Here is a 24,412-nt window from a genome sequence, read left to right as displayed (position 1 = left end):
ATCACGGGGGCGAAAGTGACGGAGATCGTCCTGGCGGCGCTGGACGACGTGCCGTGGGAGCGGCTGGAGTCCGCTCTGGGCCATTCGGGCGCGGAGATGCGGCGCGCCCTGCTGCATCTGGCAGGCAGGGGCGGGGCGGCCACGGAGGAGGACTGCCACCCCCTGTATGACTGCCTCGCGCTGGGTACCGGACGCGTGCCCTCCGCCTCGACCGCCGCACTGCCTTTCCTCGTCGCCCTCGCCGGCGATCCGGACATCGGCGTCCGGACCGAACTCGTGCGGCTGACGGTGTACCTGTCCCAGACGGTGATCGCGGCCGAACCGGACCGGGTGGACCCGGGGTGGCACGAGACGTGGCGGAGTCAGTACCCCCGGTTCAGGGCGCTGCTCGCGGACCCCAGTCCCGAAATACGCCGGGAGGCCCTGCTTCTCACGGCGGAGCCCGATGTGCTGCTGGAGCGGTGGATCACCGAGACGGATCCGGCGGTGCGGCTGCCCCTGCTGCTCAGGCTGGGCGCCACCGCCGCGGGCTGCGCCGACGCCGAGGCGGCGGACCGGGTGCGCGCGGCGGCGGCCGAAGTGCTGCGGGCCGGATCTCCCGTCATGCGGGTCGCGGCCGTGCACGCCTGGGCCGCGTTCGCCCCTCGGGTGCCGGTCCGAGAGCTGGATCTGCTGGTGGAGATCCTGTCCGACCCGTCCGTGCGTCACCGCTTCGAGGAGATCTGGTACGAGCCGGACGTGGACGATGCCTTCAGCCGTGAGGACGTGGTCTCCCGGACGGCCCGCTTGCTGGAGTGTGCGCCGGCCACCGCGCTCTCCTTCGTCGTCCGCCTAGTCGGCGCGGCCCGCCGGACCGGCGACGCGCCTCTGTGCCGGGCCGCGCTGGACGAGGCGTGGCGACTGCTGGTGGTCCGGCCTGCCACGGCGTCCGAGCTGCTGCCTCTCGCAGGAGAGCTGCTCGCCGACCCGGACGCCGGTGTGCGGTACCGGGCGGCCCACCTGCTCGCGGTCCTGGGAGCGCGGGCGGCCCCCTACGCCGACGCGCTGGCCGCACTCCTGGACGACCCCGGCGAGGCCGAGTTCCTGGAGGGCACCGTCGGCGACCACGCCCGCTGGGCGCTGACGCGCATCGGCGACCCTCGGGCCCTGCCGGGACTGGTCGAGCGGCTGTACGAGCCGTACCGGGGTCACTACTCCCGCTCGTACACCACGGGCGATCCACGCCTTCCGGAGGTCGAGGAGGTGCTGGCCCCACTGCGGGCACACGCCAAGAGCCTGCTGCCCTCGGTGCGCGGACTGCTCCGTGACGACGGCGCGGACGGCCCGCTCACCGGCGCCTTCCTCAAGGTCCTGACCGCCTGGGGACCGGCCGCCGCGCCCGCCCTGCCGGAGGTGGCGGCCCTCCTGGACGACACCCGGCACTCGCTGACCGCGCTCGACGCCCTGGTGGCGATGGGGCCGGCCGCGGCGTCCGCCGAGCCCGCCGTGCGCGGTTGCGCGGTCCTCGACTTTCCCGCCAACCATCAGAGGGTGGCATGGGGGGCCTGGCGCCTCGGCGGCGACCGTGACCGGGCGTTGCGACTCGTCGGCGAGGCGGTGCGGTCCGAGGACCGGCCCTGCGGCGCCGCCCTCCTCCTGGGCGACTTCGGCCCGGCGGCCCTGCCGTATGCCGACCGGGTACGGCAGGTCATGGACGACTGCGACAACTGGTGCGAGGTGTGGGCGGCGGTCGCCCTGTGGTCGATCACGGGCGAGACGGAGCCGAGCCTGTCCGTCCTGGAGAAGCACGTCCTGCCGGTCGCCGACGGCGACGACTCCTTCGGCGCCTTCCTCGAAGCGCTGCGCGCCGTCACCCGGATCGGCACGGTCTCTCCGGCCGTACGGGCCGCCCTGCGCACGGTGCGGGGGTCGGACCGGCGGCTGTCGCCGTATCGGGACTACCGCGCGTTCCTGCGGGACGAGGAGATCCGGTCCGTGATCGACGAGGCGCTCGCCCTGCCTACGCCGACTCCACCTTCGGCAGCATGACCCACCGCGACACCACAAAGGTGACCGGAATCGCCGCCGCCGACGCCATCAGCGGAGCGAACTTGCTCCCCACGTGCAACATGTCGACGATCACGTACACCCCCACCGTGGTGATCACGAAATTCGTCGCGTTGGTCAGCGGGAACAGCAGGAATTTCCGCCAGGTGGGACGCGTCCGGTAAGTGAACTTCGCATTGAGAAAAAACGAGCCGATCATACTCAGGAAAAACGCGAGAATATGCGCGGCCAGGTACGGCAAATACATCAGAAAAAGCAGGTAAAGGCCGTAGTACGTCGCCGTGTTGACGACACCCACCAGAGCGAAGGTGATGATCTGCCCGGATATTGGGCGGGTGGGTCCGGTGGCGGTCGACAGGGTGGCGTTCGGCATCAGGGGATGAGGTCCTTCGTCGTGCCGCGGGTGCGGTCTTCCGTTCGGTCCACGTTCGTCGCCTTCACCAGGAAGTGCGGGCGCCCCTTGACCTCGTAGTAGATCCGGCCGGTGTACTCGCCGATGACCCCGAGCATGATCATCTGTACGCCGGCCAGGGCGGTGACGGCTGTAATGATGGTGACATAGCCGGGCGTCTGCACGCCGTTGACCATCGCGGCGCCCACGATCCACGCCGTGTAGGCGCCGGCGAGCGCCAGCAGGGTCATGCCGAGGTAGAGCGCGGCGCGCAGCGGACGGTTGTTGAAGGAGAGCAGCCCGTCGAGGCCGTAGTTGAGCAGGCTGCGGAACGACCAGGAGCTGCTGCCGTGTTCGCGCACCGCGTTCTCGTACTCGAAGGTGGTGCTGGGGAAGCCGACCCAGGCGAACAGGCCCTTGGAGAACCGGTTGTACTCGGTGAGGCTCACGACCGCGTCCACCACCCGGCGCGACATCAGCCGGAAGTCGCCCACGCCGTCCACGAGTTCGACGTCGACCATCCGGTTGATGAGCCGGTAGTAGAGGCGGGCGGTGAGGGTGCGGGTGACGCGGTCGCCCTGCCGGGTGCGCCGGGCGATGACCTGGTCATAGCCCTCGCCGCGCAGTTCGACCATCCGCTTGATGAGGGCCGGCGGGTGCTGGAGGTCGGCGTCCATGACGATCACCGCGTGGCCGGTGGCGTGCTTCAGGCCGGCCAGCAGGGCCGCCTCCTTGCCGAAGTTCCGGCTGAAGGAGACGTACCGCACGCGCGAGTCGCGCTCGGCGAGCCGGCTGAGGAGGGTCAGGGTGCGGTCGCGGCTGCCGTCGTCGACGTACACGAACTCCATGTCGTGGCCGAGCGGCAGGAGTTCGTTGGCGATCTTCTGGACCTGCTCGTGGAAGCGTTCTATGACGTCTTCCTCGTTGTAACAGGGTGCGACGATCGATATCAGCATGGGTTCTTCCCCCTGGGGACGGGTCAGTGAGCGGTGATCGTGCGCTCGCCGGAGCGGACGGCGGTTCTGCGGCGCAGGGCCGAGACGGTGCCGATGAGGATCAGGGCCAGCAGCGAGGCGCCGCCGACGGCGATGCCCAGGCGCAGGCCGGGCGGGTGGAACGTGCAGGTCAGACTGGTGGCGGAGGCGCCCAGCGGGACGGCGATCAGGCCGTGGAACTCGCTCGCCGCGACCTCGTCGCCGCCCGCGGAGCAGCGCCAGCCGGCGATCCGAGGGACGGCCACGACGGCGGTTCCCGTGCTCCCGGCGGGCAGTCGGGCGTGCAGGGTGCCGTCGGAGACGGTGACCTTGGTCGCGCCGGTGGACTTCAGGTGCTGTACGGCGGCGCGCAGTCGCGCGGTGTCGAGGCAGCCGACCGCGCCCTGTGCCGGGACGCGGCTGAGCCGGTTGGGCTTGAGGTCGATCCGGACCTGGCCCGCGGCGGGTACCGTGCCGAGCGGCTGCATCGCGGCGATCTTCGTGTTCTCGGCGTCGGACCGGTACAGCTTCTGCGCGCCGCCACTGGCGAGTTGGGCGGTGCCGGAGTAGTGCGGTGCCCACAGGAAGACGGAACTCCCGGGCCGGCAACGGGCGGTGATCGTCTGCGCTCCGTCGACCAGCAGGCCCCGTGCCGCGTCGCCCTTGTGCGCACCGCTGAGGGTGGTGCGGGGCAGGGTGTAGACGCGGGCGCCGAGCAGAAGTTCCTGGTTGCGGTACGGGGAGGGGCCGAAGGCGGCCGGGGTGGAGTGCGCCGCGGCGGGCCGTACCGTCACCAGCGGCGGGACGTCCTCGCGGGTGACGGTGGACGGGCCGCCGCCCTGGGGCAGCCACTTCTGGTGCGGGTCCGGCGGGTTGTGCACCCGGGCGCCCACCGAGAAGACCGCGTCGGTGACCGGGTTGTCGAGGCTCTGCAGGCTGCGGCCGCGCGAGGTCCAGCCGTCGCCCAGCGCGGTGAGGGTGCGGCTGAGGACGTCGGCGGTGAGACTGCTGTAGTACTGGGAGCCCTGGCCGCCGACCACCATGGGGTCGTTGGCGACGGTCTGGTCACGGCCGGGTTCGGTGCGGTACGCGGGCCAGGCGTCGGCGCTCGCGACCGCGTCCGCCTCCTGCTGCTGGCGGTCGCCCCAGGGCGCGTAGTCGTCCATCTGGCCGAGCCGCATCCGGGTGGCCACGGCCGAGGTGGCGGCGGCCTCGCCGAACTGCGCGCCGATCAGCAGCGCCACGGCCAGCCCGGCCAGCACCGGTCTGCTGTTCTTCAGGCCGAGCAGCGCGAGCCCGCCGAGCGCGCCCGCGACCGCGAGCAGCACCACCGGCCAGGTGTGGTGGCTGTGCTGCTGGGTGAGGGGGCTGCGGCTCGCGGCGGCGGCGATCAGGACCAGCAGCACGGCGGCCGCGCCGAGTGCCCGCAGGTCCGGAAGTCCGTAGGCCAGGGCATGCCAGGCGGCGATGACCAGCAGGGCGCAGAGCACGAAGGCCTGCCGGTAGGAGCTGCCGTTCGGGGCGGCGAAGGCGTGCCAGGCCAGGCTGGTCGGCGCCCACTGGAGCGACAGGGCCACCACGAGCACCAGGGCCGTCCAGCCGGCCCGCACCCGGACCGGGACCTTCCGGTGGAAGGGCAGGGCGAGGGCCAGCACCAGCGCGGTGATGCCGACGTAGAGGGCCGGGGAGCTGTAGCTGTAGGTGGTCGGGAGCAGCCGGGCGAGCAGGTCCTCGGTGCCGACCGGGGCGAAGTGGCCCTCGCGGCCCGGGTAGGCGTGCTTGGTGCCGGAGTACACGACGATCACCAGCGGCGCGGCCAGCCCGATGCCCAGCCCGACGGTCACCGCGGCCCGGCCGACCGCCGCCAGGGCGCGCCGCCACGGCAGTTCGGCGAGGACCAGCCGGAGCAGCAGCACCAGGGCGGCACCGAGGGTGGCCATGTAGGCGGTGTAGAAGTTGGCGATCCAGGCGAGCGCCACGATCGTCACCCCGAGCAGCGGGCGCCGGCCGGCCATGGCCCACTCGCCGACCAGGCACAGCAGCGGCAGTGCGATCAGGCCGTCGAGCCACATCGGGTTGTAGGAGGCGAGGGCGAGGCTCCAGCCGCACAGGGCGTAGGAGGCGCCCAGGATGCCGGCCGCCCACCAGCGGCCGCGGCGCAGGCTGAGCAGCAGCCAGGCCATGGCGGCGCCGGCGGCGGCCGTCTTCAGCACGGTGATCGCGTAGACCGCGAGGTCGATCTCGTCGCGCGGGAAGAGGGCGACAAGGAGCGCGAACGGACTGCTCACATAGGTGCCGAGGTCCGGCAGGAAGCTGGAGCCGTAGCCGGACTGCCAGTTGACGAGGAGGCCGCCGTCGGCCCTGCCGTGCAGCAGGTCCCACAGGTGGGCGTGGAAGGGCACGTACTGGTTGCCGAGATCGTTGACGCTGCGGGTGCGGGACCCGAACGGGTAGCTGCGGGCGATCACGTCGGCGGCACAGAACGCCACGGTGGTGAGAAGGGCCGCGAGCAGCGCGGATGCCGCTCTCGGATCAGCGCTCCGCCATTTCACGGAGCCGGTTTCCCGTTCCTCTTCGCCCCCTGCCGGTTTCGCCCCCTGTTCGCGCCCGGCCAGGGTGGTGCGATTCATTCTGTACGGCCCCCAGATAAAAAACGGGGGCGTCACTCCCCGCAGGTCGGTGTTTCGCCGACTTAGACGGGGTGAGGTTCCTGATGGTTGTGCCACGCCTGTGAAGTAATAACCAGAATTCCGAATCCAGATGCACGGTCGGAAAGAATTCGCGACTTCAGAGGGAACGGAAGATTTCCAGAAAGTGATTCACAGGTTAACGAGCCTGTGCGGCGCCCGTACCGGCACCGTGGCGGACCGCATCGCGCACCGCCGCCGGGGCGGGCCAGCGATGGGCCCGTTCGACGGCCTGGCCCCAGTACGTCCCCGTGACGATCAGCGCGGCCCCCAGGACGGAGAGCCCGGTGAGCCGCTCGCCGCCGAGGCCGGCGCCGGCCAGCAGGGCCCACACCGGTTCGGTGCCCAGCAGCAGCCCGGCCCGGGTCGCCGAGGTGCGCTGGACCGCCCAGGTCTGGGCGAGGAAGGCGAACAGGCCGCAGAAGAGGGCCAGATAGAGGAGCTGGGCCCAGGTGGTGGCACCGGTCCGGGCGAGCGCCGGCAGCCCGGGGGCCGCGGGCACCAGGAACAGGGCGGTGCCCACGGCACACTGCACGGCGGTCAGCTGCAGCGGGCGCAGGGCCCGGCCCGCGGTCACCCGGCCGACCAGCACCACATGACCCGCGCGGACCACGGCCGCCGCGAGCATCAGCAGATCACCGGCTCCGGGGGCGCGGAGCCCGTTGCCGGAGACGAGCAGTCCGACACCGGCCATGCACACCCCGGCGGCGAGGAAGAACCTTCCCGGCAGACCGACCCGGTCCAGGACGGGGGTGAGGACGAGGGTGAGGCTGATGATCAGGCCCGCGTTCCCGGCGCTGGTGTGGGCGACGCCGTACGTCTCCAGGACGAGGACGGCGGCCTGGGTGAGGCCGAGCAGACAGCCGTAGGCCTTCTCGTCCCGGGTGAGGCCGCCGAACCGGCGCAGCACGGCCGCGCACGCGAGCGCGGCGACGGCGTAGCGGAGGAAGAGCACGGTCGGGACGGGGAGGGCGTCCGTGGCGGTCTTGGCCGTCAGGTAGCTGGAGCCCCAGACGACGGCGACGGCCAGGAGCACCAGGTCGATGCGGCGGGTGGTCGGCATGCCGTTCACGATCCACGACCTGCATGTTGAAGTAAACGACGACCTTCTCAACCAACCCTTTAGCAAAGCTACACTCACATCGTGGACGAACGGCAGTTGCGGGTCCTGCGGGAGCTGGGCGAACTGGGCAGTGTCACGGCGGTCGCCGAGGCGCTGCGGGTGACGCCCTCGGCGATCTCGCAGCAACTGCGGCTGCTCCAGCGCTCGATCCCGGTCCCGCTCACCGAGCGGGCCGGCCGCCGGCTGGTCCTCACGCCGGCCGGGCAGGCCCTGGCGGACGCGGCGATCGGCGTGGAGACGGCGCTGGCGCGGGCCCGCCACACCATCGACGCGTACGTCGACGAACCCGACGGCACGGTGACGCTGGCGGCCTTCCACAGCGGGGCCGCCGCGTTCTTCCCCCTGCTGCTGCGACGGCTGGGCGGACCGGGATCCCCCCGGCTCGCCCTGCACGACGAGGACGTGGCCCAGGCCGACTTCCCGCCGCTGACCCGCAGCTACGACCTGGTCCTGGCCCACCGCCTGGACCACGCCCCGCCCTGGCCCCGGACCGCCACGGCCACCCCGCTGCTGCGCGAACCGCTCGACATCGCCCTGCCGGCCGGCCACCCGCTGGCGGCGCGGTCCGCCCTGACCGCGCACGACGTCGCCGGGCAGCCCTGGATCACCGTGCACGACGGCTTCCCGCTGCTGGCCACGGTCGAGGCCATCGCGGCGGCGGCCGGGCGCGGAGTCGACATCGTCCACCGCGTCAACGAGATCGCCGTGGTCGCCGAGGTGGTCGCCGCGGGCGGCGGAGTCGCCCTGATGCCCCGCTGGACGTCCCGCCCGCACCCGGGCGTCACCCTCAGACCGCTCAGCGGCATCGAGGCCCACCGCCACATCGACGTACTCCACCGCCCCGAGCGCACGGCCCGCAAGGCGGTGCGCACCGTTCTCGGCGAGCTCGTCGAAGCCGCGGAGGTCATCCGAAGCCGGGGTCACGGCTGACCCGGATCCCGTTTCTTCGGGAGCGCTCCTGCACTGCACTGCACTGAGCCTCCGCCAGCTTGAAGGCACAGGTCAAAGGGCTGGTGTGACGGTCTCCCGAGGTTCTCACGCTGGTCGGAGGCGGCAGTCTCCGGAGTAGATCGTCTGTCAGCGGTTGACTTCAGGATTCGTCAGGGCGAGCAGGGCGCGCAGGAGGTGGGTGGCGCGGGTGGTCTCCGTGCTCACTCGCAAGTCCAGTGCGTCGCACAGTAGTTCCGGTCAGGAACCCGAACTGCCGCAGCATAGTCGTCCTTCCGCCATCCCGACGGCGGCAGCTGCCTCGGCGACGCTCTCCCAGCCCTTCTGCTTGAGTACAGACGCGGCGACGAGGGCGGCGACCACCAAGAAGGCGGCGGAGATGTGGAACGCCGTCTGGACCGCGCGGTCACCGGGCCCGACGGCGGCTACCGTCTCGACGTGCCGGGCCCCGGCTCGTACGTCCTGATCACCTCGGCCGGAGGTTCCGCCGACGCCAGTAGCGGCAGCGGTTCTCCTGCCCGGGACCGGTCTCGATGTTCTGCCCGTTCTGTTCTTCGGGGCCGGTGACCCGGCACCGCCGGTCTCAGGACCAGGCGATCTCGCCATGGCGGTCGATGAAGCGTCCGGTGCCGGCACCAGGCCCCTCGGTGGCGAGGGCGACGATCGCGTCCGTGCCCTCGGTGACGGTCTGGGAGCCGCTGTGACCGTTTATGTCGGTCGCGGTGTAGCCGGGGTCGGCGGCGTTGACGCGAATGCCCTTGAGCCCTTTGGCGTACTGCGTGGTCAACATCGTCAGTGCCGCCTTCGAGGAGGCGTACAGCGGCACGGCGACGAGCGACTCGGACCGGCCGGGGTCGTGGGTGAAGGCGAGGGAGCCCATGCCGCTGCTGACGTTGATGATCACGGGGTCGTCCGAGCGGCGCAGCAGCGGCAGGAACGCGGTGGTGGTGCGGACGACGCCGATGACGTTGACGTCGAGGACGGCGCGGGCGTCGGCGGCGGTGAGGTCGCCGGGATCGCCGAAGGGACCCTGGACCCCCGCGTTGTTGATCAGGACATCGATCCTGCCCTCGTGCTCGGCGACGTCCGCGGCGGCGGCGGCCACGGACGCGTCGTCGGTCACGTCGACGGGGACGAAGCGTGCGCCCAGCGCGGCGGCTGCCTCCTCACCCCGCTCACGGTCGCGGGCTCCCAGGAGAACGGTGTGACCGCACGCGATGAGGCGGCGGGCGGTCTCGCGGCCGATGCCCTTGTTGGCTCCGGTGATGAAAGTGATCGTCATGCCTTCGATAGTTGCCTTGACGAGGGAGCCGGACCAGGGACGCTTCGACGGTGGGAAGACCAGTACCACCCTCGCGCCCCCGCATGTGATCGGGGACGCGGGAGGATGGAGAGCATGACGACGACACCCCCCGGAGCTGGACTGGGCGCGATGATCCGCACGTGGCGGAACCGGCTGCCCCCGTCAGCCGCTGGGCTGCCGGTCGTCCGCAAGCGCCGGGCTGTCGGGCTGCGGCGCGAGGAACTGGCCGACCTGGCCGGAGTGTCGGTCGACTACGTCGTGCGCCTGGAGCAGGGGCGGGCCACGACACCCTCGGCGTCGGTGGTGGCGTCCCTGGCGCGCGCTCTCCAACTGTCCACCGCCGAGCGGGACCACCTCTACCGGCTGGCCCAGATCGTGCCGCCGGCGGACGGCACGATCTGCGACCATCTCCCGCCCGGTATGCAACGGGTACTCGTCCGCCTCGGAGACGTACCGGTGGCCGTGTTCGCGGCGGACTGGCAACTGGTGTGGTGGAACCACGGGTGGGCCGCCCTGCTGGGAGACCCCTTGGCCTCGCCGCCGCGGATGCGCAACTTCGCCCGCGACAGGTTCCCGGTGGGCGCCGATCACACCCCCCTCGCGCTGTGGCCGGTCACCGAGACGGACCCCGACACCGCCGACGCCGCCCTCGTCTCCGATCTGCGCCGCGCCACCGGCCGCTTCCCCCGGGACAGCCGCCTGGCCGCGCTGGTCCGCGACCTGAACGCAGGCAACGAGAGGTTCGCCGAGCTGTGGGCGACGGGAGAGGTGACCGCGAACCGCGAGGTCCACAAGAGGGTCGATCACCCGTCGGTGGGCCCGGTCACGGTGGACTGCGATGTCCTGACCGACGGCGACACGGAGCTCAAGATTGTCATCATGACCGCCGCGCCGGGCAGTGAGGACGAGACCAAACTCCAGCTCACCACCGTCGTCGGCCCACCGGCCGGCACGCGCAACTGATCCGCCCCGCCCATCGGCCGACGGACGGCTCACGGTTTTCGTGACGCACCAAACCGTTGGACACGCACCGACGGGTGATCAGGACGGCCCGCCGGCGGACTGCCCGGACAGCGCCCTCGTTCCGCCTGGCCACGAACCGCGGTGCCCTGTTGACATCACCCTCGCCGCGCTGGGTGGTCGGTGGACGCCGCTGGTAGTCCGCGAGTTCCTACGCCGCGGTCAGACCACATACTCCGAACTGTCCGCCGCCCTGCCCGCTCTCTCGGACAGGCCGACCCAGTTGACCAGTGCGGGCGTCATCGAGCGTCACCGCACCCCGGGCCGGCCTCCGCGCGTCCGCTACGTTCTGACCAGCCAGGGCCGGGCGCTGGAACCAGTGGCGCGCAGCATGTGGGAGCGAGGCACAGCGCGACGGGACGCCCTCGACCAAACGCCAGACCCGTAGAACACGGCCTGAACCTCGTCAGTTCCCCGGTTCTTGCTCGCTGCGGCTGGACGGCCTTCTACGATCCGGTGCATGGATCCTGAGCTGCTGGAACGGATCACCGCGCGGCGCGCGGAACTGGACGAACTCGAAGAGCAGCTGGCCAAGCAGTCGGCGGAGGTACGGGCCGAGCGGAACGAACTCGCCGTCGCCGAACGCGTCCTTGAACGGGTGAGCGAACAGCTCGCCAACGAACGGGCATCGGTCACGCCGGCGCCCGGGCAGGTGGGCGGACGAGCGGTGACGCTGATCCCGCACCGCACGTCAGGCGTGGAGGAGAGCACACTCCCGCCGGACTACCAGCGCATTCTCGCCGCCGTGCGGCAGGCCGCCGGACCGGTCATGGCCCGGCAGGTCGGTGACGCGCTGGGAATCGACGTCAGTGTGCGGGCCAAGCTGGAACCGCTGCGCGGGAGACTGGTCAGACTCGTCGATCGCGGCTGGCTGCGGAAACTACCCGACGGCCGGTTCACCACCTGCCTGCGACCAGGGACGCCGGCGCCCGGAGTGGTGGGGTGCGGGCGTAACCGGGGTGCCCCCGGCGGCCGTTGGAACTGTGTGACGAGATCCAAAGAACGCGCCGACGACACCTGCCCGCTTGGTTACCAGTGCCGTCTGCCGCTGTCCACGAGCACCGTCAAGTACCTCGCCGATCTACTGCGACGCCACCTGAAGGCGATTCGGTCCAGGTGGCGGATCCTGCCGCCCGGGAGGATCACGGTGATCGTCTTGGCCGTGCCGCGCCACGACCAGCGCCTGGCCGACGTGGCCGGCGCCAGCAATGTGTCCGAGTCCACCGTCCGCCGCTGGCGCGACGAGCTGATCGCCCTCCTCGCCGCGCAGGCTCCGCGCCTGGACCGCGCCCTGAAGAAGGTGGCCAAGCAGGGCGGGGAGGTAGTCCTGATCGACGGCACCCTCATCCCCACCCGACGCCGCACAGGAAAGGCCGACCGACAAGACTCCTCCGGCAAATACCGCCATCACGGCCTGCACTTCCTCGCCGTGACCGACGAGAAAGGCCGCCTGATCTGGATATCCGCCGCCCGGCCCGGCCGCACCCACGACATCACGGCCGCCCGCCACGACCACATTCTGGCCCACCTGCGCGCCGCCGGTCTCGGCGCATTGGCGGACCTCGGCTTCCGCGGCCTCGACAACGACGTACGCGACCCCGTGATCGTCACCGGCTTCACAGCCACCCGCGCTCACAAGCTCACCCCCGGCCAGAAGACCGCCAACCGCGTCCTCGCCACCGGACGCGCACCGGTCGAACACGGATTCGCCCACCTCAAGAACTGGCGGACCCTCACCAAACTCCGCACCGACCCCGCCCGCGCCACCCACCTCCTGCGCAGCCTGCTCGTTCTGACGAACCTCGAAGTCAACCGCTGACGGATGATCTACTCCGCGGACTGTCGCCCACGACCAGCGTGAGCACCCCGAGAACCGGTCACACCAGCTCTTTGACCTGTGATTTCAAGTTGGCGGAGGCTCACCGCACCGCACCGCACCGCACCGCACGCATCGCACCGCCGGACGAGAGCGAGTCGCCGCATGCAGAGCCTGACCAAGCGCCGGTTGTCCGCCGCCGGACTCGACGCCCTCCTCCGGGAGGCGACGGGCGTCGGATGCCGGCTGGAGACGGAACTGACCGACGGCTGGTTCAACACCGCCTACCGGGTCCGTCTCGACGACGGACGCGCGGCCGTGGTGAAGCTCGCGCCGCCCGCCGAGGCCCCCGTGCTGCGGTACGAGCGCGGGATCATGGGCACCGAGGCCATGGTCTACCGGCGCCTGGCCGGCCTGCCCGACGGCGTGGTGCCGACCCCCGAACTGCTGTACCGGGGAGAGGACTTCCTCGCCGTCTCCGTGCTGGAGGGCACCCCCTGGGACAAGGCGGCCGAGCGTCTCCCGGCCGCCACCGCCTCGGCGCTGCGCCGCGAACTGGGCGCCATCACAGCCCGGTTGCACACCCTGACCGCCGAGGACGGCCGGTTCGGCTATCCGGCGCCCGAGGCGGAGCTGTCCGCCGCCGACTGGCGCACCGCCTTCACGGCCATGGTGGACGCCGTGCTGGAGGACGCGGCCCGCTGGGGCGCCTACCTCGGGGTGCCCGCCACCGGGATACGGACCCTGGTGGCCGAGGGCGGCCAGGCACTCGACCGGGTCACCGAGCCCAGGCTCGTCCACTTCGACCTGTGGCCGGGCAACATCTTCGTCGACGACCGGGCGGACGCGCCCCGGATCACGGGCCTCATCGACCACGAACGGGCCTTCTGGGGCGACCCGGCCGCCGAACTGGTCTCCCTGGAGTTCGGCGGGGACATCGGCCCGGACAGCGACCTGGTGGCCGGGTACCGGGCGGCGGGCGGCCACCTCGACCTCTCCCCCGCCCTGCGCCATCGCCTGGCCCTGTACGGCCTCTACCTGGGCCTGATCCTTGTCGTGGAGTGCGGCCCGCGCGGCTACGACGGGGACCATGCCGGCTGGACCCGGCGCTACCTGGCCGAACGGGTCGCCGCACTGCGCGCGCTGGAGTGACCCGGCGCCGGCTTGACCTGGAGCACACTCCAACTCCTAGCGTTCTCGTCGTGACCGGCGGACAACCGCTCCCGAGGAGAAGGGAAGAGCTGACATGAGCGACAGCACCACCCGTGAAGAGCGTTTCGCCCGTGGTCTGGAGGTCCTGCGGAAGGTCGACGGCGAGGCCGGGCAGCGGGTCATCGACTCGCTGGCCGACATCAGCCCCGAACTGGGCCACCAGATCGTCTCCTGGGGTTTCGGCGAGATCTACGCCCGGCCCGAACTCGCGCCGCGTGACCGCCAGTTGGTGACCCTGGGCATGCTCACCGCGCTGGGCGGCTGCGAGCCCCAGCTGGAGGTGCACATCAACGCGTCCCTCAACGTGGGCCTCACCCCGGAGCAGATAGTCGAGGCCCTGATGCACGCGGCCGGGTACTGCGGCTTCCCCAAGGCGCTCAACGCGACCTTCGTCGCCAAGAAGGTCTTCGCGGAGCGCGGGCTGCTGCCGGTCGGGCAGCAGCCCGCGCCGGACGCTACTTCTGCCTGATCCGCAGGAAGGTGACCGAGTTCGCCGGGAAGGTGTAGGTGAACCGGTCGGCGACGCCGGTGAAGGTGGGCGTGACCGGGGCGACCGCGGTGGACATCTCGGTGTTCACCGCGTCGGGCGCCGCCGCGAGGGTGGTCACCCTGGCCTTCTTGCCGACGTCGGCGCCGCCGAGGTCGAGGGCCGTACGGGCCGCCGCGGACTGGGCGTTGACGACCTTGACGATCAGGTCGCCGGTCTTCTTGTCCTCGGTGACGACCTGCCGGAACGGCTCGGCCGGCTTGTCGTCGGTGAAGCTGCCCCACTCCTGCCCGTCGAGGTACAAGGTCACCTGCCGGCCCCGCACCTTGATGTCGACGTCGTAGGCCCGGCCGGTGTCGACCGAACCGGGCTTGGCGATCAGTGTCGACTTGCCGCCGTCGACGGCCTGCTCGACCGCGGTCTGGGTGTTGTTCCAGCCGCCGATGTTCCACCAGTAGTAGTTGCCGGTGTCCTTGACGCCGAAGGCGACGAGGAAGCCCTCCTTGCCGGACTTCTTGACGGCCTTCACGTGCAGGTCGTAGTCGTGCCAGCCGGTGTCACCGGCCTGGACCATGGTGTTCTCGGCGGTGTCGGAGGTCTCGACGTACTGCCCGTCCTGGACCGCCCAGCTGCCGCCGCCGGTGTGCGTCCACTGGGCGGCGTCACCGGAGAAGTCGTCGGTGAGCAGCGTGTTCCCGTCGGCGCCGGTCACCTTGACGTCGTCGTAGGCGGCGCTGGTGTTCCAGGTGGACAGGCCGACGGCACCGGTGATCGGGGCGAGCAGGGAGGGGGTGCCGGTGGCCGTGGAGGGCACGACCTGGTCGCCGACGTTGTTCATGAACAGCTTCTGGACCTCGTAGTTCGCCGAGCCCCAGGAGGCGTGGTTGTTGAACCACACCATGTCCGGGCTCCACTGGACGTAGTCCTCGTTGGCGAACAGCGGGGCGTAGGAGGCGAGTTTGACGACGTCCGCGTTGCGTTCGAGGCCGGTCATGTAGGCGGCCTCGGCGAGGCCGTTCTTGAAGGTGTTGCCGCCGGAGGCGTACTCGCCGACGAAGACCTTCGGGCCGCTCCGGTCGTAGGCGTCGTAGCGGTCGTTGTTCTGCAGGAACCACTGCGGGCTGTTGTAGTAGTGCTCGTCGACCATGTCGACCTTGGCGTCCTTGTTGAGCTGCCAGGCCGTGTCGAAGGTCGTACCGGAGTCGTCCGGGCCGGAGTTGGAGATCACCTGCATGTACGGGTACTTCGCCTGGACGGCCGTCCGGAACTGCGTGAAGCGGGCGAAGAACGCGGCGGGCAGGTTCTCCTCGTTGCCGACCTCGATGTGCGTGAGGTGGAAGGGCTTGGGGTGGCCCATCCGGGCACGCAGCTTGCCCCACTTGGAGGTCACCGGGCCGTTGGCGAACTCGACTAGGTCGAGGGTGTCCTGGATGTGCCGCTTGAGCAGCGCGTCGTCGTCGACGGCCTGGTTCTGGCCGCAGCCGGTCACCAGGGCCGGCACGACGGGCAGCGGCATGGCGCCGATGTCCTCGGCGAAGCGGAAGTACTCGTAGTAGCCGAGGCCGTAACTCTGGTTGTAGCCCCAGAAGTCGGCGTTGGTGGCGCGGGTCTCGACCGGGCCGACGGTGTCCTTCCACTGGTAGGACCGCTTGCGCTGGTAGCCGGAGGCCTCGCTGTAGTCCTGCATGGAGCCGGTGTTGACCAGGCAGCCGCCGGGGAAGCGGACGAAGCCCGGGTGCAGGGCGGCGATCTTCTCGGCGAGGTCCTTGCGCAGGCCGTTGGGCTCGTGCTTGTAGGTGTCGCGCGGGAAGAGGGAGACCATGTCGAGCGCGGCGTCGTCCGCGGTGGCCACGGTGAGGCGGCCGGCAGAACTGGTCCGGGTGGCGGTGAAGGTCGCCTTGTACCGGGCCCAGCCGTTCTTCTTCACGGCCACCTGGCGGGCGGTGGCGAGGGCGCCGCCGGAGTCCTGCAACGACACGGTCAGTGATGTACGGCCCTCGGCGCGGGCCCAGACCGAGAAGTCGTACCTCTTGCCGTCCTCGACGCGGATGCCGGTGTTGTAGCCGGAGTTGGTGACGGCCGAACCGGCGGACAGGGACAGGTAGTTGCGGTTGCGGGCGTTCAGACGACCGTCGTCGTTCACGACCTGGGCGCCGCCGGTGACCGTCCAGGCGGTGAGCGGGGTGTACGACTTGTTGTCGTCGGCCGTGTACTCGAAGGACCGGTTCTGGACCAGCTCCGCGTACAGGCCGCCGTCGGCGGCGCGGTTGATGTCCTCGAAGAAGACGCCGTACATCGTCTTGTCGATACTGGCGCCCGGGGTGGCCGGGTCGACGGTGATCGAGTAGTCGGTGACGTCCTCGGCGTGGGCGGGGGCCGGGAGGAGGCCGGCAGCGAGAAGGAAAGCGCTTGCCCCGAGGCCGAGTCTCAGCCGGGTGCGCGTGGTGCGTGACATGGATACTCCGCGGCTCGTGAGGAGAATTGCATCGTCCGAAATACCGGACGGCGGTCAGCACTTCGAACGGCAAGATAGGTAAGGGGTCATGAGCGCGTCAATGGGGCGGGGGTGGCGGGCGCCTCGGCCGAGGACTGGGGGCGGCGTAGGGTTGTGGGCCGACGAAGGGACGACCGTGGGCGAGTTCTGGCCGGTGACGGACGTACTGGCGCATCTGGCCGGGCGGTGGCGGGTGGACCGGACCGTGCGGGACCTGGCGAGCGGGGACGAGGGCCGCTTCGAGGGGGCCACGGTGTTCCGCCCGCTGGACGGCGGCGGCCTGCTGCACGAGGAGTCGGGGACGTTCACCTGGCAGGGCGTGGCCCGGCCCGCCGAACGCACCCTGCGCTTCCTGCCCGGCCCGCGCCCCGGCACGGCGGACGTACGCTTCGCCGACGACCGCCCCTTCCACGACCTGGACCTGACATCGGGCCGGTACATCACCGACCACCCCTGCTCGGCCGACCTCTACCGGGGCGAGTTCACGGTCCGGGACGCCGACCACTGGCACACGGTGTGGCGGGTAGGCGGCCCGGCGAAGGACCTGGTGCTGGTAACCGAATACGCCCGCGACCGCTGAGGGACGATTCGGCAGCGCCCCGTAAGGGGCGCGGGGAACTGCGCGACCAGCCACGACGGCGCCGCAGCCGACCGACGACCCATCACGGCCCCTCCCAGCGGAGCGCTACGTACGGGAGGCCTGAGCCCACGCCGTGTCGAAGCGCAGGTTCCAGCGGCCGCCCCGGCCCGTCACCGTGGTGGTCGAGAGCGGGCGCACATCGATGTTCCAGTAGGTCGAGGGCGGCGCCTTGAGGGCGTAGACCAGCGCGGCCCGGATCACCGAGGGCTCGGCGACGGCGACGATGCGGCCGCCGTCGTCCACGGGACGGGTGTCGAGCCAGCCGCCGACCCGGGAGATGAACGCCAGCAGCGACTCGCCGCCGTGCGGGGTGGCGCGCGGGTCGCTGAGCCAGGCGTCCACCTGGTCCGGTTCCCTGGCCATCGCCTCGCCCAGCGTCAGCCCGCGCCAGCGGCCCATGTCGCAGTCGCGCAGGGCGAGCTGGACCAGCGGCGCGTAACCGAGGACGTCGCCGGTCGCGCGGCTGCGCGGGGTCGGCGAGCAGTAGCGCAGCTCGGCCGCCGCGAGGGGCAGCAGCTCACCGGCTACGCGCTGCACCTCGTCCCAGCCCGCCGTGTCCAGCGGGCGATCGTCCTCGAAGCGCTCCGCGAGCAGCGGTGAGCTGCGCGCGGCCGCGACGAACGTGACCCGAAGTGGCATGCGGCGATGGTGTGACGCGCATGTGCGCAGGTCAAGGGCGATCGGGCTGTGAGTTGTCGGACGTGGAGGAAATGTTACTCAGAGGTCAGGAGGTGTCCGACAAGTCGGCCGGAATGTCACTCGGGCGACGGGTAGTAGAGCGCCATCCACTGGTCCGGGTGTTCGAGCGGGGCAAATCCGAGCTTCGCGTAGACCCCGTGGGCGTCGTGGGTGGCCAGCAGCACGCGCCGCACGCCGGACGGCCGCAGGTGCTCGCGGACCGCGCCGACCATCGCCGTGCCCACGCCCTTGCCGCGTACCGAGGGGTCGACGTACACGTCGCAGAGCCAGGCGAACAGCGCCCCGTCGGTCACCACGCGCGCGTACGCCACCTGCTCCCCGGTGACGCTGTCGTAGACCCCGAAGTTGAGCGAGGCCGTCATCGCGCGCTCCTGCTGCGCCAGCGGGCGGCCGGTGGCCCAGTAGGCGTCGGTCGAGAGCCAGCGGTGGACGCGCTCGACGTCCACTCGGTCGGTGTCTGCGGAGAACTCGTAGCCCTCGGGGAGGCCGGGTGTGTCGCTCATGCGGGGATCCTCACCGGTCGGGCGGCCGGGCGTCGATCGGATTTCAGGTTCTGGGACGCAGCACCTCGTCGCACGCGGCCCGCAGCCGTCGTACCCCCTCCAGGATCTCCCCCGTCCCGGCGACCGCGGCGAAGCTCAGGCGGACGTGGGCGGCCGGGGCCTCGGCGCTGAAGTAGGGGCGACCGGGGGTGATGGCGACGCCCGCGCGGAGGGCGGCGGCGGTGAGGGTCGCGTCTCCCCCAGTGCCGAAAGCCTGGGAGGTGCCCCCAGTGCCGTCGGGCAGGCGCGGCCAGAGGTGGTAGCCGCCGGAGGGGATGTGCGGAAGGGCGAGTTCGGGGATGTGGTGGGCGAGGGCGCCGGTGAGCGCGTCGCGGCGGGTCTTCAGCTCGGCCGCGAGGTTGCGCAGGTGGCGGGGCCAGGCCGGGGAGCCGACGAGTTCCAGGGCGGCCTCCTGGAGCGGGCGGGGGACGAAGAAGGTGTCGACGATCTGGATGGCGCGCAGGCGTTCCAGGACCGGGCCGCGGGCGGCCAGGGCGGCCACCCGGAAGCTCGGTGAGGTGGCCTTGGTGAGCGAGCCGACGTGGACGACGACTCCGTCGGGGTCGTCGGCGGCGAGCGGGCGGGGCAGCGGGCCCGCGTCCGCGTGCACCAGCCGTCGTACGAAGTCGTCCTCGATCACGAACGCGCCGGCCGCGCGGGCGATGCGCAGCACCTCGGCGCGGCGGTCGGGGGCGAGCACGGCGCCGGTCGGGTTCTGGAAGAGGGGCTGGCAGACGAAGACCCGGGCGCCGGTGGCCCGGAAGGCGTCGGCGAGGAGGGCGGGCTTCACGCCGTCGGGGTCGACCGGGACCGGGACCGGGCGGAGGCCGGCGGCGCGGGCGATGGCGAGCATGCCGGGGTAGGTCGGCGACTCGACCAGGACGGGGGCGCCGGGCGGGGCGAGTGCGCGCAGGGCGGTGGCCAGGGCGGACTGGCCGCCGGACGCGATCAGCACCTCGGCGGCGGTGACCGCGCCGCCGATGTCCCGCGCGAACCACTCGCGCAGTTCGGGAAGGCCTTCGAGCGGCGGCCGGCCCCAGGCGCCGGGACGGCGGCCGGCCCGCGCCAGTGCCGCCGACATCGCGCGCTCGGGCTCCAGTGAGGCGTGCAGGTAGCCGCCGCTGAGTTCCAGGACGCCGGGCGGCGGGGCGGCCAGGCACACCGTGACCCCGGAGGCGTCGACGGTGCGCGGGACCACGTCGAGGGCGCCGTCGGCGCTCAGCGCCACCTCCTGCCAGGAGGTGTCCCCGGCGGGCTCGGCCGCGGTGCGCGGCGGGGCCTTGAAGGCACCGGCGCCGGGCCGGGTGACGACCAGCCCCTCCGCGACCAGCTGGGCAAGCGCCCGGGAGACGGTCACCGGGCTCACCCGGAACCGCTCGACCAGAGCCCGGCTCGAAGGGAGCTTTCCACCAGGTGAGTAGCGGTCGAGGTCCCGTCGCAGCTGTTCCGCCAGTTCCAGCACACTGCTACGCTCTTGCATGAGAGCACAGAGTAGCGCTACCGATCCGACTTCGATAGCGGTCAGCACGCCCCCGGCCGGCTCCCCGACCGACGCCCCGGCCGGCTCCCCGACCGACGCCCCGGCCGGCTCCCCGACCGACGCCCCGGCCGGCTTCCCGGCCGTCCGTTCCGCCCAGCGGCTCGGCACCCTGCAGGCCGCGCTCGGTGTCGTCGCCTTCTCCCTCACCTTCCCGGCCACGGCCTGGGGCCTGGAGGGCTTCGGGCCGTGGGCGCTGGTGGCGGTGCGCAGTGTGCTCGCGGCGGCCATGGCGGGCGGCTGCCTGCTGTTCCTGCGGGTACGGCTGCCCGAGCGCCGGCACCTGGCGGGGCTGGCGGTCGTCGCGGCCGGGGTCGTCCTCGGCTTCCCGATGCTGACCACGCTCGCTCTGGAGACCTCCACCACCTCGCACGCGGCCGTCGTGGTGGGCCTGCTCCCGCTGACCACCGCCCTCTTCTCGGCCCTGCGCATGGGCATCCGTCCCTCCCGCACCTTCTGGGCGGCGGCCCTGGCCGGCGCGGCGGCCGTGCTGGCGTTCACGGTCGCCCAGAGCGGCGGGGCGTTCACGGCGGCGGACGGTTATCTGTTCGCGGCCCTTGTGGTGTGCGCGGCCGGCTACACCGAGGGCGGCCGGCTGGCCCGGATCATGCCGGGCTGGCAGGTCATCGGCTGGGCGCTGGTGTTCTGCCTGCCGCTGACCGTGCCGGCCGCCGTGGTCGCGCTGTCGTACGAGCCGGTGGTCTGGAACGCGCACGGAGTGGCCGGTGTGCTGTGGGTGGCGGCCGGCTCGCAGTTCCTCGGTCTGGTGGTGTGGTACCGGGGCATGGCGGCCGTCGGCATTCCGAAGGCCAGCCAGTTGCAGTTGGCCCAGCCCCTGCTCACACTGGTGTGGTCGGTGCTGCTGCTGGGCGAGCACCTCACCGCGGCCGCTCCACTCACGGCCGCCGCCGTGCTCGTGTGCATCGCCGTCACCCAACGATCGCGATCGTGAGGAGGCCCTGGAGATGCGTGCATCCGAGGGCGACCAGCTTGTCCAGCACGGCAGGGTGGTCGGTCAGCACGACCAGGTCTCGGAAATCGTCCAGGTACTCGGCCCCGAGGGCACTCCGCCCTACCGGGTCCGCTTCGAGGACGGCCACGAGGCCATCATGTCCCCCGGTCCCGACTGCCAGGTCAGGCACCGGGAGACCCACCGGCAGAAGTAGCCCGCGACGAGACGAGGGGATCGCCGGCCGCTCGCGGTCAGCCCGGCGGAAGCGCGGGCTGCTGATAGTGGTCGGCGACCACCCGTGACAGCGCCCCGATCGGATCCGCGGCCACGTCCTTGGCCGCGAAGTACACGTGCCCGCCGACCTGCGGGTACTGGTCGGCCAGGGTGAGGTGCCGGGACAGCTCGGCCGGGTCCTGCCAGGCCGAGGGGGCGTCGGCGGCCCCTGCCTGGTAGAGCGCCTCCCCGATGTACAGCGCGGTCCCCGAGCCCTTGGCCACCCCCGCCCACCAGTCGACCACCTTGGCGTAGTCCGCGGCGGAGTTGCCGATCTGCCAGTACACCTGCGGGACGATGTAGTCGATCCAGTTCTTCTGCACCCACTTCCGGGTGTCCGCGTACAGGTCGTCGTACGTCTCGACGCCCGCCTTGGTGTCCGAACCACGGGAGTCGGTGGTGGCGTTGCGCCACACCGCGAACGGGCTGACCCCGAAGCGGGTGCCGGGCCGCAGCTTCTTCACCCCGTCGGCGATCTCGGCCACCAGCCTGTCGATGTTGTCCCGTCGCCAGGCCGCCCGCGACGAGAAGTCGCCGCCGTGGGCGTCGTACGCGGCGTCGTCGTCGAAGGTCTGGCCGGCCACCGGGTACGGGTAGAAGTAGTCGTCGAAGTGGACCGCGTCCACGGGGTACTTGGCGACCGCGTCGAGGATCGCCTGCTCCACGAAGGTGCGGACGGCCGGGATGCCCGGGTTGTAGTAGAGCTTTCCGCCGTACGGCACCACCCAGTCGGGGTGTTTGCGGGCCGGGTGCGAGGCGACCAGCCTGCCCGGGTCGGTGTTGTTGGCGATCCGGTACGGGTTGAACCAGGCGTGCAGTCGCAGGCCCCTGGCGTGCGCCTCCGCGACGGCGGTGCCCAGCGGGTCCCAGCCGGGGTCCTTGCCCTGGGTACCGGTGAGGTACTGCGACCAGGGCTCGTACGGCGAGGGCCAGAACGCGTCGGCGGTGGGCCGCACCTGGAACATCACGGTGTTGAGCCGGTAGTCGACCGCCTTGTCGAGGAAGGCGGTCAGCTCCTTGCGCTGGTCCGCGGCCGGCAGCCCGGTACGGGAGGGCCAGTCTCGGTTGGAGACCGTCGCCAGCCACATACCGCGCATCTCGGTGGCCGCCCGGCGGGGCCGTCCCGACGGCGCGGCCGGGCCCGGTGCGGCCGACGCGCCCGGTGCCGCCGACGCCGCCAGGGACAGCGCCGCCAGCGCGAACGCCCTGCGAGACACTCGTGCCATCGTAAGACCCTCTCACTCTCCGGATCCGTTCGGTCACGGATCGCCTTCGCGGCACAGGATGCCCCCACCCGGACGATCGATCATCGATACTTACGGGTAACGTGCACGAACGGAGCAGGCACCGGATCCGGAGGTCCTGCCGGCCGCCCGTAGATCAGCGAAGGGGACGATGTGACCGACATCGAGAAGGTCGGAGTCGTGGGCTGCGGCCAGATGGGAGCGGGCATCGCCGAGGTCATCGCCCGCGCCGGTCTGGACGTGCGGGTCGCCGAGACCACCGGCGAGGCCCTGGAGATCGGCCGCACCCGGCTGTTCGGCTCCCTGGCCAAGGCCGCCGAGCGCGGCAAGATCTCCGAGGAGGAGCGGGACGCCACGCTGGCGCGGCTGAGCTTCACCACGGACCTCGGCGAGTTCGCCGACCGCGACCTGGTGATCGAGGCGGTCGTCGAGAACGAGCAGGTGAAGACGGAGATCTTCCAGGTGCTCGACCAGGTGGTGACCCGCCCGGACGCGATCCTGGCCTCCAACACCTCCTCGATCCCGCTGGTGAAGCTGGCGGTCGCCACCTCCCGCCCCGACCACGTCATCGGCATCCACTTCTTCAACCCGGCCCCGGTGCAGAAACTGGTCGAGCTGATCCCCGCGCTCACCACCTCCGAGGGCACCATCAGCCGCGCCCAGCTCTTCGCCGAGAAGCTGCTCGGCAAGCACGCGATCCGCGCCCAGGACCGCTCCGGCTTCGTGGTCAACGCGCTGCTGGTGCCGTACCTGCTCTCCGCCATCCGGATGTTCGAGTCCGGCATCGCGGGCCGCGAGGACATCGACAACGGCATGGAGCTGGGCTGCGCCCACCCGATGGGCCCGCTGAAGCTGTCCGACCTGATCGGCCTGGACACCATCGTCTCCATCGCGAACAGCATGTACGCCGAGTACAAGGAGCCGCTGTACGCCGCTCCCCCGCTGCTCCAGCGCATGGTCGAGGCGGGCCGGCTGGGGCGGAAGACGGGGTCGGGCTTCTACACCTACGGCTGAGCACACCCCGGCGGTTACAGCGAGCGATGCGCCACGGGCCCGGCACCGTCACCGGTGCCGGGCCCGCGTGTTTCACACACCGTGTGCACCACGGGCACGCATATGCCCTTCGCACACTCTCCCCACGCGCTCACCAGGCGAGTTCACTCTTCATGCGCATGTAAAGGGATGCGGAACAACACCCTCGATCACGCAAAGGAGTGGACCGTGACCGCCGAACCGGAGCATCCCGTGGTCCAAGGAGAACTCGCAGAGTTACGTCGTCGCCTCGATGTGGCCTACGCCCAGGTCGAGGGAGGGCTGAACCTGCTCAGTCACCGGACCAAGGAGACCGCCAAGGAACTGGACGAGCTCAACACCCGCCTGGCCTCGCTGGAACACGCCCGCTGGCCCCTGCCCTCCCTCGCCGCGCTCACCGCACTGGGCGCCCTCGTCGTCACGGTCTGGCAGGCGCTGGCCCACTAGTCGTCGGTGAGCCTCATGTGATGCAACAGGAGTAACGCGGCCGCCATGTTGGCGGCCGGGACCTCCCCGCGGGCGATCATGTCCGGGACGAGCTTGAGGGGGACCCACTCCCGGCGGTCCGATTCGAAGTCGTCCACGGGGTGTCCGACGTACTCGCCCGAGTCGGACCAGTAGATGTGGTGCCGGGCGTCGGTGAGGCCGTTGGACGGCTCCACGGTCATGAGATGGTGCAGGGTTCCCGGCCGCCAGCCGGTCTCCTCCTCCAGTTCCCTGGCGGCCGCGACGGCGATGTCCTCGCCGTCCTCGACGACTCCCGCCGCGAGTTCCCAGCCCCAGCTGTCGGTGATGAAACGGTGGCGCCACAGGAGGAGGACCTCGCCCGCCTCGTTGACCACCGTCGCCACGGCCACGGGCCGCAGCCGTATCAGGAAGTGGTCGAGGTGCCGGCCGTCCGGCAGCTCGACATCTGCGAGATTGACGCTGAACCAGCGGTTTTCATACACAGTTTGTTCGTTCTGTTTCGTCCACTGCACGGTTCTGCCACC

The 24,412-nt window shown here is 71.3% G+C and carries 23 protein-coding genes; 12 read left to right on the top strand and 11 right to left on the bottom strand.

Going from position 1 to position 24,412, the window contains the following annotated elements:
• Positions 1 to 15 precede the first annotated feature (15 nt).
• A complete protein-coding gene (locus tag SSP29_RS25620) occupies positions 16 to 2,028 on the top strand; it encodes a hypothetical protein (RefSeq protein WP_089103153.1) in 2,013 nt (670 codons plus the stop codon).
• Here the strand turns inward: SSP29_RS25620 and SSP29_RS25615 are convergent.
• The 4 genes from SSP29_RS25615 to SSP29_RS25600 form a co-directional block, all read right to left on the bottom strand.
• Positions 2,000 to 2,419 (bottom strand): GtrA family protein, encoded by a 420-nt coding sequence (locus tag SSP29_RS25615; protein WP_089103152.1) that lies wholly within the window; start codon positions 2,417 to 2,419, stop codon positions 2,000 to 2,002. The two genes, SSP29_RS25620 and SSP29_RS25615, sit on opposite strands and share 29 nt — an antisense overlap.
• Positions 2,419 to 3,393: a glycosyltransferase family 2 protein gene (locus tag SSP29_RS25610; protein ID WP_089103151.1), complete on the bottom strand. Its 975-nt coding sequence runs from the start codon at positions 3,391 to 3,393 to the stop codon at positions 2,419 to 2,421. The genes SSP29_RS25615 and SSP29_RS25610 overlap by 1 nt, the downstream gene beginning before the upstream one ends.
• A 23-nt stretch (positions 3,394 to 3,416) precedes the next feature.
• A complete protein-coding gene (locus tag SSP29_RS25605; RefSeq protein ID WP_089103150.1) occupies positions 3,417 to 6,041 on the bottom strand; it encodes a YfhO family protein in 2,625 nt (874 codons plus the stop codon).
• A 196-nt stretch (positions 6,042 to 6,237) separates the two neighbouring features.
• Positions 6,238 to 7,161 (bottom strand): DMT family transporter, encoded by a 924-nt coding sequence (locus tag SSP29_RS25600; RefSeq protein ID WP_089103149.1) that lies wholly within the window; start codon positions 7,159 to 7,161, stop codon positions 6,238 to 6,240.
• Positions 7,162 to 7,242: 81 nt separating this feature from the next.
• Between SSP29_RS25600 and SSP29_RS25595 the strand changes: the two genes are divergently transcribed.
• The gene (locus SSP29_RS25595) at positions 7,243 to 8,151 is read left to right on the top strand and encodes a LysR family transcriptional regulator (protein WP_089103148.1); all 909 of its coding nucleotides are present in this window, start codon (positions 7,243 to 7,245) and stop codon (positions 8,149 to 8,151) included.
• 601 nt (positions 8,152 to 8,752) lie between these two features.
• Here the strand turns inward: SSP29_RS25595 and SSP29_RS25590 are convergent.
• Entirely contained in the window at positions 8,753 to 9,451 is a 699-nt protein-coding gene (locus tag SSP29_RS25590; protein ID WP_089103147.1) for an SDR family NAD(P)-dependent oxidoreductase, read from the bottom strand.
• 105 nt (positions 9,452 to 9,556) lie between these two features.
• Here SSP29_RS25590 and SSP29_RS25585 point away from each other — a divergent pair, with 105 nt between their 5' ends.
• The 5 genes from SSP29_RS25585 to SSP29_RS25560 all read left to right on the top strand — a co-directional run bounded on the left by SSP29_RS25585 (position 9,557) and on the right by SSP29_RS25560 (position 13,989).
• Positions 9,557 to 10,435, top strand: a complete 879-nt coding sequence (locus SSP29_RS25585; protein WP_150134899.1) for a helix-turn-helix transcriptional regulator — start codon at positions 9,557 to 9,559, stop codon at positions 10,433 to 10,435.
• Complete coding sequence (locus SSP29_RS61270) at positions 10,371 to 10,880, top strand: winged helix-turn-helix transcriptional regulator (protein ID WP_150134898.1); 510 nt, start codon at positions 10,371 to 10,373, stop codon at positions 10,878 to 10,880. The genes SSP29_RS25585 and SSP29_RS61270 overlap by 65 nt, the downstream gene beginning before the upstream one ends.
• 72 nt (positions 10,881 to 10,952) lie before the next feature.
• The gene (locus SSP29_RS59955) at positions 10,953 to 12,311 is read left to right on the top strand and encodes a transposase family protein (protein WP_150134897.1); all 1,359 of its coding nucleotides are present in this window, start codon (positions 10,953 to 10,955) and stop codon (positions 12,309 to 12,311) included.
• Positions 12,312 to 12,473: 162 nt separating this feature from the next.
• Entirely contained in the window at positions 12,474 to 13,460 is a 987-nt protein-coding gene (locus tag SSP29_RS25565) for a phosphotransferase family protein (protein WP_089103144.1), read from the top strand.
• Positions 13,461 to 13,554: 94 nt separating this feature from the next.
• Positions 13,555 to 13,989, top strand: coding sequence for a carboxymuconolactone decarboxylase family protein (locus SSP29_RS25560; protein WP_089103143.1), 435 nt, complete (start codon positions 13,555 to 13,557; stop codon positions 13,987 to 13,989).
• Here the strand turns inward: SSP29_RS25560 and SSP29_RS25555 are convergent.
• Entirely contained in the window at positions 13,976 to 16,462 is a 2,487-nt protein-coding gene (locus tag SSP29_RS25555) for an alpha-L-arabinofuranosidase family protein (protein WP_089103142.1), read from the bottom strand. The two genes, SSP29_RS25560 and SSP29_RS25555, sit on opposite strands and share 14 nt — an antisense overlap.
• Before the next feature lie 175 nt (positions 16,463 to 16,637).
• On the opposite strand from SSP29_RS25555, the gene SSP29_RS25550 reads away from it, so the two are divergent.
• Positions 16,638 to 17,081 carry a DUF6314 family protein gene (locus tag SSP29_RS25550; RefSeq protein ID WP_089103141.1) on the top strand — a complete coding sequence of 148 codons (444 nt, stop codon included), beginning with the start codon at positions 16,638 to 16,640 and terminating at the stop codon, positions 17,079 to 17,081.
• Between the two features lie 105 nt (positions 17,082 to 17,186).
• On the opposite strand, the gene SSP29_RS25545 is transcribed toward SSP29_RS25550, so the two are convergent.
• From SSP29_RS25545 to SSP29_RS25535, 3 genes are all read right to left on the bottom strand, one after another.
• The gene (locus SSP29_RS25545) at positions 17,187 to 17,780 is read right to left on the bottom strand and encodes a histidine phosphatase family protein (RefSeq protein ID WP_089103140.1); all 594 of its coding nucleotides are present in this window, start codon (positions 17,778 to 17,780) and stop codon (positions 17,187 to 17,189) included.
• A gap of 116 nt (positions 17,781 to 17,896) precedes the next feature.
• A complete protein-coding gene (locus tag SSP29_RS25540; RefSeq protein WP_089103139.1) occupies positions 17,897 to 18,343 on the bottom strand; it encodes a GNAT family N-acetyltransferase in 447 nt (148 codons plus the stop codon).
• Between the two features lie 43 nt (positions 18,344 to 18,386).
• Complete coding sequence (locus tag SSP29_RS25535; protein ID WP_089103138.1) at positions 18,387 to 19,862, bottom strand: aminotransferase-like domain-containing protein; 1,476 nt, start codon at positions 19,860 to 19,862, stop codon at positions 18,387 to 18,389.
• Between SSP29_RS25535 and SSP29_RS25530 the strand changes: the two genes are divergently transcribed.
• Both SSP29_RS25530 and SSP29_RS25525 read left to right on the top strand, forming a co-directional pair.
• On the top strand, positions 19,861 to 20,871 hold the full coding sequence (locus tag SSP29_RS25530) for an EamA family transporter (protein ID WP_089103137.1): 1,011 nt from the start codon (positions 19,861 to 19,863) through the stop codon (positions 20,869 to 20,871). The two genes, SSP29_RS25535 and SSP29_RS25530, sit on opposite strands and share 2 nt — an antisense overlap.
• 13 nt (positions 20,872 to 20,884) lie before the next feature.
• Positions 20,885 to 21,085 (top strand): DUF1918 domain-containing protein, encoded by a 201-nt coding sequence (locus SSP29_RS25525; protein ID WP_089103136.1) that lies wholly within the window; start codon positions 20,885 to 20,887, stop codon positions 21,083 to 21,085.
• A gap of 37 nt (positions 21,086 to 21,122) precedes the next feature.
• On the opposite strand, the gene SSP29_RS25520 is transcribed toward SSP29_RS25525, so the two are convergent.
• Complete coding sequence (locus SSP29_RS25520; protein ID WP_089103135.1) at positions 21,123 to 22,370, bottom strand: glycoside hydrolase family 10-like protein; 1,248 nt, start codon at positions 22,368 to 22,370, stop codon at positions 21,123 to 21,125.
• 171 nt (positions 22,371 to 22,541) lie between these two features.
• Between SSP29_RS25520 and SSP29_RS25515 the strand changes: the two genes are divergently transcribed.
• A complete protein-coding gene (locus tag SSP29_RS25515) occupies positions 22,542 to 23,402 on the top strand; it encodes a 3-hydroxybutyryl-CoA dehydrogenase (RefSeq protein WP_089103134.1) in 861 nt (286 codons plus the stop codon).
• Between the two features lie 207 nt (positions 23,403 to 23,609).
• Entirely contained in the window at positions 23,610 to 23,867 is a 258-nt protein-coding gene (locus SSP29_RS25510; protein WP_089103368.1) for a hypothetical protein, read from the top strand.
• On the opposite strand, the gene SSP29_RS25505 is transcribed toward SSP29_RS25510, so the two are convergent.
• Complete coding sequence (locus SSP29_RS25505) at positions 23,864 to 24,400, bottom strand: NUDIX hydrolase (protein WP_089103133.1); 537 nt, start codon at positions 24,398 to 24,400, stop codon at positions 23,864 to 23,866. The genes SSP29_RS25510 and SSP29_RS25505 overlap by 4 nt on opposite strands.
• Between the last annotated feature and the right edge of the window lie 12 nt (positions 24,401 to 24,412).

The organism is Streptomyces hyaluromycini (assembly GCF_002217755.1).
Lineage (GTDB): Bacteria > Actinomycetota > Actinomycetes > Streptomycetales > Streptomycetaceae > Streptomyces > Streptomyces hyaluromycini.
The sequence above is the reverse complement of the archived record's forward strand: the minus strand, read 5'-3'. Positions and strand labels throughout refer to the sequence as shown.